This window comes from Microbacterium luteum, assembly GCF_015277875.1.
Classification (GTDB): domain Bacteria; phylum Actinomycetota; class Actinomycetes; order Actinomycetales; family Microbacteriaceae; genus Microbacterium; species Microbacterium luteum.
The window spans coordinates 3,059,480-3,073,046 of record NZ_CP063814.1 but is presented as its reverse complement, the minus strand read 5'-3'; the positions used below and the strand labels follow the sequence as shown (position 1 = coordinate 3,073,046).

Here is a 13,567-nt window from a genome sequence, read left to right as displayed (position 1 = left end):
GTGCGCCGACGTAGGCTTCGCGTATGTCCCAGCCCTCCCCGTCGCGAGTGTCTTCGGACAGTCTCACCGCCCGCGCCGTCGCGCTCGCCAAGCGCTGGACGCGCGAATCCGCGCAGGTCGAGACCGACCCGGCCGCCCAGCGGCTCGCGGGGGTGCTCAAGGACGCCAACGGGCTGCCGTTCACGATGGGCTTCGTCGACGGCGTCATGCGCCCGGAGAGCCTGGGTGCGGCCGCCTCGCGCCTCAACCGCATCGCGCCGCTCGTGCCCGAGTTCCTGCCGTGGTACCTGCGCGGCGCCGTGCGGGTCGGCGGTGCCGTCGCCCCGGTGCTGCCCGCGCCGGTCGTGCCGATCGCGCGCCGGGTGCTGCGGGAGATGGTGGGGCACCTGGTGGTGGATGCGCGCCCCGACAAGTTCGGTCCGGCCATCGAGCGGCTGCGCGAATCCGGGGCGCGGCTCAACCTGAATCTGCTCGGCGAGGCCGTTCTCGGCGAGGCCGAGGCGAAACGGCGGCTCGACGGCATCCACGACCTCATCCGTCGACCCGACGTCGACTACGTCTCGGTCAAGGTCTCCGCCATCGCGAGCCACATCTCGATGTGGGCCTTCGACGAGGTCGTCGACGCGGTCGTCGAACGCCTCCTGCCCCTCTACCTGTCGGCGGCCTCCGACGACACCTTCATCAATCTCGACATGGAGGAGTACCGCGACCTCGACCTGACCATCGCCGTCTTCACGCGCATCCTCGAAGACCCCCGCCTGGCCGGTCTCGAGGCCGGCATCGTGCTGCAGACCTACCTGCCGGATGCGCTGCCGGCGCTGCAGCAGCTCACTGCGTGGGCCCGGCAGCGCGTGGCCGCCGGGGGCGCGCGCATCAAGGTGCGGCTGGTGAAGGGCGCGAATCTCGCGATGGAGCGCGTCGACGCGGTGCTGCACGGGTGGGAGCTCGCCACCTACGACGCGAAGGTCGACACCGACGCGAACTACGTGCGGTGCCTCGATCACGCGCTGCGGCCGGAGAACACCGCCGCCGTGCGTCTCGGGGTCGCCGGGCACAACCTGTTCCACATCGCCTACGCGTGGCTGCTCGCCGGCGACCGCGGCGTCTCGGACGACCTCGAGATGGAGATGCTGCTGGGCATGGCCCAGGGGCAGGTGGCCGCGGTCGCCCAAGAGGTGGGACACGTGCTGCTCTATGTGCCCGTGGTGCGGCCGGATGAGTTCGACGTCGCGATCAGCTACCTGGTGCGGCGGCTGGAGGAGAACGCGTCGAGCGAGAACTTCCTGTCGGCGGCGTTCGAGATCGCCGAGGACTCCGAGCTGTTCGACCGCGAGCGCGACCGCTTTCTCGCATCGGTGGCTCGGGCCGCCGACCCGTCGCTACCGGCCGGGCCGAACCGCGCGCAGGATCGCGCTGCCCAGCCCGATGCCGACGACGCGCGCGCCGTCGCGGGCGGGGCCCGCGCCGTGCTGCGCGAACCGGAGCAGGCGCAGACCGGCACGCCCGCCGAGAGCGGGCTCACGCAGGCCGTCCTCGGCATCGCGCGCTCCTCCGGTGACGATGGCGACACCGACGCGACGCCCTTCGGCTCGTTCGGCGACGCCGTGCGGTTCGGCGGCGAGGCGTTCGTCGACACCGCCGTCTTCTCCGAGCGCGAACGTCGCACGCTGGCGCCCGCGGCCGGCGCGCCAGGGTTCGTCAACACGCCGGACTCCGACCCGGCGCTCGCAGCCAACCGGGCGTGGGCGGCCGACATCCTCGCCCGCGTCGCGACCTCGACCGCGGGGGAGAGCGTCGTCGCGGCATCCCGTGTGAACGACGAGGCCGACCTCGATCGCGCCGTGCAGGGCGTGCGGGATGCGGCGCGCGCGTGGGGTGCGCGCCCGGCCTCCGAGCGGGCGACCGTGCTCCAGGCCGCCGCGCGCGCCCTGGAGGCGCGGAGGGGGGAGCTCATCGAGGTCGCCGCCTCGGAGACGGGGAAGGTGTTCGCCGAGGCCGATGTCGAGGTCAGCGAAGCGGTCGACTTCGCGAACTACTACGCGGCGACCGCGCGCGAGCTCGACCGCGTGGGCGGCGCGCTGTTCCTGCCGTCGAGCGTCACCGTCGTCGCCCCGTCGTGGAACTTCCCGATCGCGATCCCCGCGGGCGGCGTGCTGGCCGCGCTCGCCGCCGGGTCGGGCGTCGTGTTCAAGCCCGCGCCGCCGTCGCGGCGCTGCGCGGCGGTCGTCGCCGAAGCGCTGTGGTCCGCCGGGGTGCCCCGTGACGTGCTCGCGTTCGTCGACATCGACGAGGCCGACCTCGGCCGACGACTCATCGCTCATCCCGACGTCGACCGCGTCATCCTCACCGGCTCGTGGGACACCGCCGCGCTGTTCCGCTCGTGGCGCCCCGATCTGCCGCTGCTGGCCGAGACGAGCGGCAAGAACGCCGTGATCGTCACGCCCTCCGCCGACCTCGACCTCGCCGCATCCGACCTCGTCAAGAGCGCCTTCGGTCATGCCGGTCAGAAGTGCTCGGCGGCGTCGCTGGCCATCCTCGTCGGCCCGGTCGGGCGGTCGAGGCGGTTCTCCCGGCAGCTCGTCGACGCGGTGCGATCGCTGCGCGTCGCGCCGCCGACGGATCCGCTCGCCGAGGTGGGCCCGGTCATCGAGAAGCCGCAGGGCAAGCTGGAGTGGGCGCTTTCGACCCTCGACGACGGCGAGCAGTGGCTCGTGGAGCCGACCCTGCTCGACGCCGGACCCGCATACGACGGTCGTCTGTGGACGCCGGGAGTGCGCGTCGGGGTGCAGCCGGGATCGCGCATGCATCTCGAGGAGTTCTTCGGGCCCGTGCTCGGCATCATGCACGCCGCGTCGCTCGAGGAGGCCATCGACCTCCAGAACGCCGTCGCGTACGGCCTGACAGCGGGCCTGCACACGCAGAGCCCCGACGACCTCGCCCGGTGGCTCGACGGCGTGCAGGCCGGCAATCTCTACGTCAACCGCGGCATCACGGGTGCGATCGTGCAGCGTCAGCCCTTCGGCGGGTGGAAGCGCTCGTCGGTCGGGCCGGGAGCGAAGGCGGGCGGACCGAACTACCTCATCGGGCTCGGCTCGTGGCGGCCGACCCCCGGTGGGGCCGGCTCGCAGACGCTCCACCTGAAGGGGCTCGACTCCCGCATCACCGCCGTCATCGAATCCGCCCAGCCGTCGCTGTCGTACGACGCCTTCGACTGGCTGCGTCGGGGTGCGCTGTCGGATGCGGTGGTGTGGAGTCGGGAGTTCGGCCAGGTGCGCGACGTGTCGGGGCTCGGCATCGAGCGGAACCTGTTCCGCTATCGCCCGGTCGACGTCGCGGTGCGGGCGGCGGGCGACGCGACCTGGCAGGCGCTGCTGCGCGTGATCGTCGCCGGCATCCGCTCCGGTTCGTCGATCACCGTCAGTGCGCCGGTGGGGCTGCCGGCCGAAGTGCGGCGCACGCTCGACGACCACGGCGTGACCGTCTACGTCGAGAGCGATGCGGAGTGGATCGGGCGGATGACCCTGCCGAACCGACCCCCTCGGGCGCGGCTGGTCGGAACCCGCGACTCCCTGCCGCCGCTGCACCGCGCGCTCGCCGAGGGGACGGGCGGCGATCCCGATCTCGCCGTGTACGACTCGGAGGTCACCACGGCCGGTCGCATCGAGCTGCTGCCCTTCCTGCACGAGCAGGCCGTCTCGATCACCGCCCACCGGTTCGGCAACCCCGACCCGTGGTCCGACGCGGTGATCTGACCCGCGGGGTGAAGGATCTCGGTCTGAGGCGGCCTCGCGGACCCCGTGCCGGCCGCCCGGATGTCGGAGAATCGCCCCGAGGTCGGAGGATTCGGCGCGGATTCTCCGACATCGGCGCGAATCTCCGACGGTGCGGTTTCGAAACAGCGGCGCCGCGTGTCGCAGGCATGCTGGAATGAGGGGATGAGCGAGCGCAACTGGGCCGGCAATGTCACCTACCGGGCGCGGCGCATCGCTGAACCCCGAAGCCTCGACGAGCTCGCTGCCATCGTCGTGGAGGAGCCCCGCGTGCGAGCCCTCGGCAGCCGCCACTCCTTCACCGACATCGCCGACACCGAGGGCGTGCTCGTCTCGCTCGCCCACCTGCCGGGCGAGGTCGAGGTGGATGCGGCCGCCGGCCTCGCGCGCGTGCCGGCCGGTCTCCGCCACGGCGACGTCGTGCCGGCCCTCGACGCCGCCGGTGTGGCACTCGCCAACCTCGCCTCGCTGCCGCACATCTCCGTCGCCGGTGCGGTGCAGACCGGGACGCACGGGTCCGGCGACCGGATCGGCACCCTGGGCACCCAGGTGACGGCGGTGGAACTCGTGACCGCCGAGGGGGAAACCCTCGTGCTGCGCCGCGGCGACGCCGACTTCGCCGGTGCCGTCGTGGGGCTCGGGGCACTCGGCGTGGTCACCCACCTGACCCTCGAGGTCGAGCCGGCGTACGAGATCGCGCAGACGGTGTTCGAAGGCGTCCGGTGGGACGACGTGCTGCCGGAGATCTCCGCCGTGACCGGCGCCGGCGACAGTGTGAGCATGTTCACGACGTGGCAGGACGCCGACGCGATCGGCCAGGTGTGGGTGAAGGCCCGCCCGGGGCACGCTGATCACGACGCGCTGCGCGCGCTCGGCGGGCGCGAGGCCGACGGGCCGCGGCATCCGCTGCCGGGCATCGACCCCGCCCCGTGCACCGTGCAGGGCGGCGAACCCGGTCCGTGGTTCGCGCGGTTGCCGCACTTCCGCCTCGAGTTCACTCCGTCGGCGGGCGACGAGCTGCAGAGCGAGTACCTCGTCGATCGCGCCGACGCCCCTGCGGCGATCGATGCGCTTCGCCGCCTCGCGCCGCGGATCGCCCCGGCGCTGCAGGTGTGCGAGGTGCGCACGATGGCGGCCGACGACCTGTGGCTGAGTGCCGCGTACGGCCGCGACACCGTCGGTCTGCACTTCACGTGGCGCCTCGACCCGAATGCCGTCGGTGCGGTGCTGCCGCTCATCGAGGAGGCGCTGCCGGACTCGGCGCGCCCGCACTGGGGCAAGGTCTTCGCGATGGATGCCGCGACCCTCGCCGCCCGCTACCCCCGCTGGCGGGACTTCACCGCGCTGCGGGACCGCCTCGACCCCGGCCGCCGCTTCGGCAACGCCTACCTCGCCGCCCTCGGCCTCTGACCGCATCCTCACCCGCCCCGGCCCACCCGGCCCCCGCTCCGCTCCGCCCCCCGCCCCCCGCCCCGCCGATGTCGGAGAATCGGCCGGATGTCGGAGGATTCGGCGCAGATCCTCCGACATCGGCGCGAATCTCCGACGACGACGCGTGCCGGATGCGCCCGTCCGGCGCGACCTCGGCGTGAATCTCCGACCGAGCGCGCATCGTGCCACAATGGACTCCGGCGTGCCCGGGCCGCCGCTTCTCCTCGTGCGATCCACGGCGGGGACAGGACCGCCGGGCCTCTGGACAGCGTCCGCCGCCCCCTTCACTGAGGAGCGAAGATGTCCACGCACCACACCGATTCGTCGAGCACCGCCGCCACCGAGCGCGTCGCGCAGCACCGCCGGTACCTGATGTGCCGCCCGGAGCACTTCACCGTCAGCTACACCATCAACCCGTGGATGGAGCCGGCGAAGCCCACCGACACGGCCAAGGCCGTGCGGCAGTGGCAGGCGCTGTACGACACCTACATCGAGCTGGGTCACGAGGTCGAGCTGATCGATCCGCTCGAGGGTCTGCCCGACATGGTCTACACGGCCAACGGCGGATTCGTGATCGACGGCGTCGCCTACGGGGCGAAGTTCCGCTTCGATGAGCGCGTGCCCGAGGGGCCGGCCTTCATGGACTGGTTCGGGCAGAACGGGTTCGAGGTCGTCGCGCCGCGCGAGGTCAACGAGGGCGAGGGCGATTTCCTGCTCGTCGGCGACACCATCCTCGCCGGCACCGGCTTCCGCTCGACCGGCGACAGCCACGGCGAGGTCGGCGAGGTCTTCGGCCGCGAGGTCGTCTCGCTCAACCTGGTCGACCCGCGCTTCTACCACCTCGACACCGCGATCGCCGTGCTCGACCCGGTGCAGGGCCCCGGCGGCGTCGACCACGCGAACATCGCGTACCTGCCGGGCGCCTTCGACGAGCCCAGTCGCTCGATCCTCGCCGAGCGGTATCCGGATGCGATCCGCGTTTCCGACGAGGACGGCGCTGTCTTCGGTCTCAACTCTGCCTCCGACGGCCGGAACGTCATCATCTCGCCGCGCGCGAAGGGCTTCGAGACCCAGCTGCGCGAACGCGGCTATCACCCGGTGCTCGTCGACCTGTCCGAGCTGCTGCTCGGCGGCGGCGGCATCAAGTGCTGCACCCTCGAACTGCGATCCAAGGAAACGCCGGTATGACCCCCGCCACCTCGCCCAGCCTCGACACCGCCACCATCCGCGTCATCGGCGCGGAGGACGAGCACCTCGCCCACAACTACAACCCGCTGCCGGTCGTGATCTCGCGCGGCGAGGGCGTGTGGGTCACCGACGTCGAAGGCAAGCGTTACCTCGACCTGCTCTCGGCGTACTCCGCGCTGAACTTCGGACACCTGCACCCGGCGCTCGTCGCCGTCGCGCAGGAGCAGCTGCAGCGCCTGACCCTCACGAGCCGCGCCTACCACAACGATCAGCTCGTCGAGTTCTCGTCGGGCCTGGCGAAGCTGTGCCGGAAAGACCTCGTGCTGCCCATGAACACCGGCGCCGAGGCCGTCGAGACGGGAATCAAGGTCGCCCGCGCGTGGGCGTACCGGGTGAAGGGCGTCAAGACGGATGCCGCCCGCATCGTCGTCGCGGGCGGCAACTTCCACGGGCGCACCACGACCATCGTGGGCTTCAGCGACGACCCGGATGCGCACGACGCGTTCGGTCCGTACGGTCCCGGCTTCGTGCAGGTGCCCTTCGGCGACGCCGAGGCGATCGCGGCGGCGATCGACGAGAACACCGCGGCCGTCCTCATCGAGCCCATCCAGGGCGAGGCCGGCGTCGTCATCCCGCCGGAAGGATTCCTCACCCGCGTGCGTGAGATCTGCACCGAGAAGAACGTGCTCTTCATCGCGGATGAGATCCAGTCCGGCCTCGGTCGCGTCGGCGAGACCTTCGCGTGCGACCGCGAGGGCGTCGTGCCCGACGTCTACCTGCTCGGCAAGGCGCTCGGCGGCGGCATCCTGCCCGTCTCGGCGGTCGTCGCCGACCGCGACGTGCTCGGGGTCATCAAGCCCGGCGAGCACGGCTCGACCTTCGGGGGCAACCCGCTCGCCGCCGCCGTCGGCGCCCGCGTGGTCGAGATGCTCGCCTCGGGGGAGTTCCAGACGCGCGCCAAGGCGCTCGGCGAGCACCTCGAGGCGAAGCTGCAGGGGCTGGTCGGGAACGGTGTCACCGCCGTGCGCGTGGCGGGCCTCTGGGCCGGCGTCGACATCGACCCGAGCGTCGGCAGTGGCCGCGAGGTGGCCGAGCGCCTGCTCGGGCGGGGTGTGCTGGTCAAGGACACGCACGGGGCGACGATCCGCATCGCCCCGCCGCTGACGATCCGCGCGACCGAGCTGGACTGGGCGATCGAGCAGCTGAAGGTCGTGCTCGCCGCCTGACGCGACCGACGACAACCGCATCACCCGCCGACACCGCGCCGCCCGCTGGGACTACGCCACCGACACCGGGACCTCGTGCCAGCCCGTGGCCCCGTCCGGGGCCGGTGGCGCCGACTCCGAGGTCTGGGTCTGGCCGTCGGCGCTGATGGCGCGGCACCGCAGGGTGTGCTCGCCGGGCTCGGCGCTCCACGGCAGACTCCACTGCACCCACGTGTCGTCGGAGATCGCGGCGGCGAGCGTCGCGGGCTGCCAGTCGCCGTCGTCGATCTGCACCTCGACGCCGTCGACGCCGGTGTGGGGCTGCCAGGCCATTCCGGCGATGACCGTCTCGCCGGCGGAGAGCTGCCGGCCGCGCCGCGGAACGTCGATGCGGGACTGCAGCTTGATCGGCCCGCGCTCGGACCAGCCGCGATCCGTCCAGTAGGCGGTCGCCTCGTCGAACCGGGTGACCTCGAGGTCGACGACCCACTTCGTCGCCGACACGTAGCCGTACAGGCCCGGCACCACCATGCGCACCGGGAACCCGTGTTCCGGCGGCAGCGGCTCGTCGTTCATCGCGACCGCGAGGATCGCGTCGCGGTCGTCGGTGAGGGCCTCCAGGGGCGTGCCGGCGGTGAAACCGTCCGACGAGCGCGAGAGCACCATGTCGGCGTCGCCGGTGGGCTTCGCGCGCGCGAGCAGCTCGCGGATGGGGTAGCCCAGCCACCGGGCATTGCCGATGAGCGATCCGCCGACCGCGTTCGACACGCACGACAGTGTCACCGTCGTCTCCACCAGCGGCAGGGCGAGCAGCTCGTCCCACGTGAGCACGACCTCCTCCTCCACCAGGCCGTGGATGCGCAGCTCCCAGTCCGCGGGATCGATCGACGGCACGATGATGGCCGTGTCGATGCGGTAGAACTCCGCGTTCGGGGTGATCACCGGCGCAAGGCCGTCGACGCCCAGCTCGGCGCCCGCCGGTACGGGCGGCGCGGTGGTGGCCGGTGCGGGGAGCACGACGGCGTCGCGCACGGTCGTGATCGCACGGGATCCGGCACGGGCCGCGTTGCCCGCCGCGACGGCGAGGGCCCCGCCGACCGCGGCGACGGCCGTCCAGGCGAAGAAGGCCCGGCGATTCGGCAGCTCGGAGGCGGTGTCGGTGCCTCTGCGCGGCGGCTTCGGGCGCAGCATCCCGACCAGCACGTGCAGCGTGCCGCCGGCGACGGCACCGGCCAGGATGCCGGGGAGGAAAGGCAGCGGGTCGCCGGTATCGCTGAGAAGGGCGGTGATCGCCGCGACCGCACCGAGGGCGACCGCGATGACCGCTCCGGCGGGCGGGCGCCGGAGCTCCGCCCACCCCGCCCACGCCGCCACGACCGCGAGCACGAGGGCGATGCCCACGGTGAGCGCGATCTTGTCGGCCGTGCCGAACCAGTCGATCGCGAGGTCTTTCGCCCAGGCGGGGGCGGCGTCGATCAGTGCGCCGCCGACCACCGCGAAGGGGCTGGATGCGGGAGCCGCCAGTGCCGCGGTGAGCTCGCCGGCGCCCGCGCCGAGCGTGGCGGCGGCGATACCGGCTGCTGCTGCGGCGGCGCCGGATCCCCTCGATGTTCGCACGGCCTCGGTCACCGTCTCAGGCTACGTCGGCCTGTACGTGGGCGCGCCGAGAGGAGGTGACGAATCGGTGACGGCTGCGCCGTGGTGGCGGCGCTCGAGCGCAAGGACTGAGCCCTCGTCAAGCCCCCGGGGGAAACAACACGGCAACACGTCGCGGGCTAGGGTGAAGCCCATGGGAGATCTCTTCGACGGCTACGGGTCCACCCAGACACCCCGGCGGACGCCTTCGGGGGTACCGGCCTTCGACGAGATGTTCGGCGACGTGACCACGTCGGGTGCTCCATCACGGTCGCGTGACGCCTACCGCGAGCTGCACCACGCGCTCGCGCAGATGACCCAGGAGGAGCTTCGCGGGCGCACCGAGTCGCTCGCCACCTCCTATCTCGCGCAGGGCGTGACCTTCGACTTCGCCGGAGAGGAGCGTCCGTTCCCGCTGGATGCGGTCCCGCGCGTGATCGACTACGACGAGTGGTCGAAGACCGAGGCCGGCATCAAGCAGCGCGTGCGCGCGCTCGAAGCGTTCCTCGATGACGCGTACGGGCACCAGCACTGCGTGCGCGACGGTGTGCTGCCGGCCGGTCTCATCGCCTCGTCGCAGTACTTCTACCGGCAGGCCGCGGGCATCCACTCCGCGAACGGCGTGCGCATCCAGGTGTCGGGCATCGACCTGATCCGCGACGAGCACGGCGAGATGCGCGTGCTCGAAGACAACGTGCGCGTGCCCTCGGGCGTCAGCTACGTCATCTCGAACCGTCGCGTGATGGCTCAGACGCTTCCCGAGCTGTTCGTGTCGATGCGGGTGCGGCCGGTCGGCGACTACCCGAACAAGCTGCTGGCGGCGCTGCGCGCATCCGCCCCGCCCGGAGTGGAGGAGCCCAACGTCGTGGTGCTCACCCCGGGTGTGTACAACTCGGCGTACTTCGAGCACACCCTGCTCGCCCGCCTCATGGGCGTCGAGCTCGTCGAGGGGCGCGACCTGCTGTGCATGGGCGGCAAGGTGTTCATGCGCACCACCCGCGGCCCCAAGCGCGTCGACGTGATCTACCGCCGGGTCGACGACGACTTCCTCGATCCGCTGCAGTTCCGCGCCGACTCGATGCTGGGCGCCCCGGGCCTCATGCTCGCGGCGCGGCTGGGCAACGTCACGATCGCCAACGCCGTCGGCAACGGCGTCGCCGACGACAAGCTGCTCTACACCTACGTGCCCGACCTGGTGCGCTACTACCTGGCGGAGGAGCCCATCCTCAAGAACGTCGACACGTGGCGGCTCGAGGAGCCCGACGCTCTCGAGGAGGTGCTCGACAGGCTCGACGAACTCGTCGTGAAGCCGGTCGACGGATCGGGCGGCAAGGGCCTCGTCGTCGGACCCGACGCCTCGCCGAGCGAACTCGACACGCTCCGCACGCGGTTGCGAGCGGATCCGCGCGGATGGATTGCCCAGCCTGTCGTGATGCTGTCGACCATCCCGACCCTCGTCGAAGACGGGATGCGCCCGCGTCACGCCGACCTGCGTCCGTTCGCGGTCAACGACGGCGAGGACATCTGGGTGCTTCCGGGAGGCCTGACGCGCGTCGCCCTCCCCGAGGGGCAGCTCGTGGTCAACTCCAGCCAGGGCGGCGGATCGAAGGACACGTGGGTCGTCGGCGGTTCGGCTCCGGCTCACGTCGAGTACGGGCAGGGCAGCGGCATGGGCGGACTGGTCGCCGACCAGGCCGCCGTGACGCAGTCGATCCCGATCATCTACGAAGACCACGACGAGCCCGACACGGCTCCGCAGGATCGCCCGCGTTCGCGCACCGAACAGGCCGAGCAGCAGCAGCAGACGAGCGTTTCGTCTCGCTCCGCTCGCTCAACGACCGGGGCTGGCGGGGGTCCGGTCGTCGGGCGAGGAGGGCAGCGACGAGACGATACGCGCGACGGAGGTGACGTCCGATGCTGAGTCGCATCGCAGAATCACTGTTCTGGATCGGGCGGTACATCGAGCGCAGCGACGGCACGGCGCGCATCCTCGAGGTGCACCTGCAGCTGCTGCTGGAGGATCCCTGGATCGACGAGGACACCGCGTGCCGGTCGCTGCTGAACGTCATGGGGTCTCTGCCGTCCGACACGACGACTCCCGTCACCCGCGACGATGTGCTGCAGCGTCTCGCGATCGACCGGATGAACCCCGCCTCGGTGGCCTACTCGCTCGGCGCCGCGCGCGAGAACGCCCGCCGTGCCCGCGAGATCGTCTCGAGCGAGCTGTGGGAGACGCTGAACACCACCAACTCCCGCATGCCGCGTCGGCTGCAGACCGACAAGGCCCACGACTTCTTCCAGTGGGTGCGTGAGCGCGCGTCGCTGGCCGTCGGGAGCGTCGACTCGTCGACCAGCCGAGACGAAGCGTGGCAGTTCTTCACGCTGGGCCGCAGCATCGAGCGCACCGACATGACCGCCCGGATGCTCGCCACCCGCTCGCTGACCGAAGCATCCGGTCCGTCGTGGACGACCATCCTGCGCTCGTGCGGCGCGTACGAGGCGTACCTCCGCACGTACCGCGGCATGCCGAGTGCCAGCAACGCGGCCGAGTTCCTGCTGCTGGACCGCCTGTTTCCCCGCTCGATCATCTTCTCCATCCAGCAGGCCGAGGAGTGCATGAGCGCGATCGATCCGCGTGCTGACCGGGTCGGGCATTCCAACCCGGTGCTGCGCGCGCTGGGGCGCATCCGGAACGACCTGGAGTACCGGCCGGTGAGCGAGATCCTGAGTGAGCTGCCGCTGCACATGGATCGTGTGCAGCGGGTGACCCGCGAGGCGTCGGAGGCGATCCGCAGTCGCTTCTTCCCGACGCACGCCGAGCCGAGCTGGATCGGGGAGACGTCATGAAGAGACTCCGCATCGAACACGAGACCGGCTTCTCCTATCCGGGCGATGTCTCGGCGTCGTACAACGAAGCGCGCATGCTGCCGGGATCGACCGACAGCCAGTTCGTGCTCAGTTCGTCGCTCGACATCGATCCGTCGACCTCGGTCAACCAGTACGTCGACTACTTCGGAACGCGTGTCGCGGCGTTCGACGTGCTGTCGCCGCACGGTGCGCTCACCATCACCGCTCGGTCGCTCGTCGAGGTGCGCGAGCGGCCGATCGAGCATCCCGACATCACGTGGGACGACCTGAAGCGGTCCACGAGCCGTTCCATCGAGACCGTCGAGCAGCTCACGCAGACGCGACGCACGATGCCGCATCCCGAGGTGGCGAGGCTCGCCGAGGGCATCGCCCAGCAGCACGAGAATCCGAGCGAGGCGGCGCACGCGATCGCGGTGGCCGTCGGTGACGCCGTCGAGTACATGAGCGGCATCACGAGCGTGCTCTCGACCGCGAGCGAGGCCTGGGAGGCGCGCAAGGGCGTGTGCCAGGACATCGCGCACATCACCCTCGGGGCACTGCGCTCGGTCGGGATCCCCGCCCGATACGTGTCGGGATACCTGCACCCGCGGCCGAACGCCGACGTCGGCGAGCCGGTGACGGGTGAGTCTCACGCGTGGGTGGAGTGGTACGCCGACCAGTGGCAGGGGTTCGACCCGACCAACAACATCGAGATCGGCGACCGGCACGTGCTCGTGGGCCGGGGTCGGGACTACAACGACGTCCCCCCGCTCCGCGGCGTCTATGCCGGCCCGTTCAAGAGCCAGCTGCACGTGAAGGTGACGATCACCCGCGAGTCCTGACCGCATCCGGCACCGTCGCGTGCGGGCGTCGGCGCCGCGCGCCCGCCCCGATGTCGGAAATCGGCGTCGATGTCGGAGGATTCAGCGCGGATTCTCCGACATCGGGTCGATGCTCCGACATCCGGGTGATGATCGGGGAGTGGACCACGACGCGAATCCGAGAGGCGGGATGCTCGTCGGCGTCTACCGGGCCGACGGTGGTCCGCTCGGGGAGCTGCGGTATGTGATCGGGCACATGCTCGGCACCGCGCACTGTGCACTCTGCGACATCACGCACACATGGCGGCGCAAGCCCGAGTGGGATGCGATGGTCGAGCGATTGGACGTGTCCATCGACCTGCGTCACCTGAACGAGATGGACGACGACGTCGCCGCCGCGGTCGCCGAGTACGGCGCGCCCGCGGTCTTCAGGCGAGCTGAAAACGGCCTCACTCTGCTTCTGGATGCGCACGAGCTCGACGCGGTCGGCGGATCGGTTGCCGGCTTCGAGCAGGCCCTCCGCGCCAAGGGCGTCGGCTGACCTCGCGGACGTCGGAGATTCGTGCCGATGTCGGAGAATTCGGGCGTCGATCCTCCGACCTCAGGCCGATTCTCCGACCTCGGCGTGGGTGGCGGGAGGCGCGGGGCTACGGATGGGTCGGGCTGCGGG

The 13,567-nt window shown here is 71.4% G+C and carries 9 protein-coding genes; 8 read left to right on the top strand and 1 reads right to left on the bottom strand.

From position 1 onward, the window contains the following. Positions 1 to 23 precede the first annotated feature (23 nt). The 4 genes from IM777_RS14855 to rocD all read left to right on the top strand — a co-directional run bounded on the left by IM777_RS14855 (position 24) and on the right by rocD (position 7,615). A complete protein-coding gene (locus IM777_RS14855) occupies positions 24 to 3,752 on the top strand; it encodes a proline dehydrogenase family protein (RefSeq protein ID WP_194383895.1) in 3,729 nt (1,242 codons plus the stop codon). Between the two features lie 183 nt (positions 3,753 to 3,935). Next, positions 3,936 to 5,180: an FAD-binding protein gene (locus IM777_RS14850; protein ID WP_194383894.1), complete on the top strand. Its 1,245-nt coding sequence runs from the start codon at positions 3,936 to 3,938 to the stop codon at positions 5,178 to 5,180. A 321-nt stretch (positions 5,181 to 5,501) separates the two neighbouring features. Continuing rightward, positions 5,502 to 6,389 (top strand): dimethylargininase, encoded by an 888-nt coding sequence (ddaH, locus tag IM777_RS14845; RefSeq protein WP_194383893.1) that lies wholly within the window; start codon positions 5,502 to 5,504, stop codon positions 6,387 to 6,389. Beyond that, positions 6,386 to 7,615, top strand: coding sequence for an ornithine--oxo-acid transaminase (rocD, locus tag IM777_RS14840; protein WP_194383892.1), 1,230 nt, complete (start codon positions 6,386 to 6,388; stop codon positions 7,613 to 7,615). The genes ddaH and rocD overlap by 4 nt, the downstream gene beginning before the upstream one ends. Positions 7,616 to 7,666: 51 nt before the next feature. Here the strand turns inward: rocD and IM777_RS14835 are convergent, their stop codons facing one another. Then, positions 7,667 to 9,223 (bottom strand): molybdopterin-dependent oxidoreductase, encoded by a 1,557-nt coding sequence (locus IM777_RS14835; RefSeq protein ID WP_228480843.1) that lies wholly within the window; start codon positions 9,221 to 9,223, stop codon positions 7,667 to 7,669. Between the two features lie 160 nt (positions 9,224 to 9,383). Between IM777_RS14835 and IM777_RS14830 the strand changes: the two genes are divergently transcribed. The 4 genes from IM777_RS14830 (at position 9,384) to IM777_RS14815 (ending at position 13,438) form a co-directional block, all read left to right on the top strand. Beyond that, the gene (locus IM777_RS14830) at positions 9,384 to 11,150 is read left to right on the top strand and encodes a circularly permuted type 2 ATP-grasp protein (RefSeq protein WP_228480842.1); all 1,767 of its coding nucleotides are present in this window, start codon (positions 9,384 to 9,386) and stop codon (positions 11,148 to 11,150) included. After that, positions 11,144 to 12,076, top strand: coding sequence for an alpha-E domain-containing protein (locus tag IM777_RS14825; protein WP_071045031.1), 933 nt, complete (start codon positions 11,144 to 11,146; stop codon positions 12,074 to 12,076). Before IM777_RS14830 ends, IM777_RS14825 begins: the two co-directional genes overlap by 7 nt. Beyond that, a complete protein-coding gene (locus tag IM777_RS14820) occupies positions 12,073 to 12,918 on the top strand; it encodes a transglutaminase family protein (protein ID WP_071045030.1) in 846 nt (281 codons plus the stop codon). Before IM777_RS14825 ends, IM777_RS14820 begins: the two co-directional genes overlap by 4 nt. A gap of 139 nt (positions 12,919 to 13,057) precedes the next feature. Then, positions 13,058 to 13,438, top strand: coding sequence for a hypothetical protein (locus IM777_RS14815; protein WP_071045029.1), 381 nt, complete (start codon positions 13,058 to 13,060; stop codon positions 13,436 to 13,438). The last annotated feature ends 129 nt before the right edge of the window (positions 13,439 to 13,567 follow it).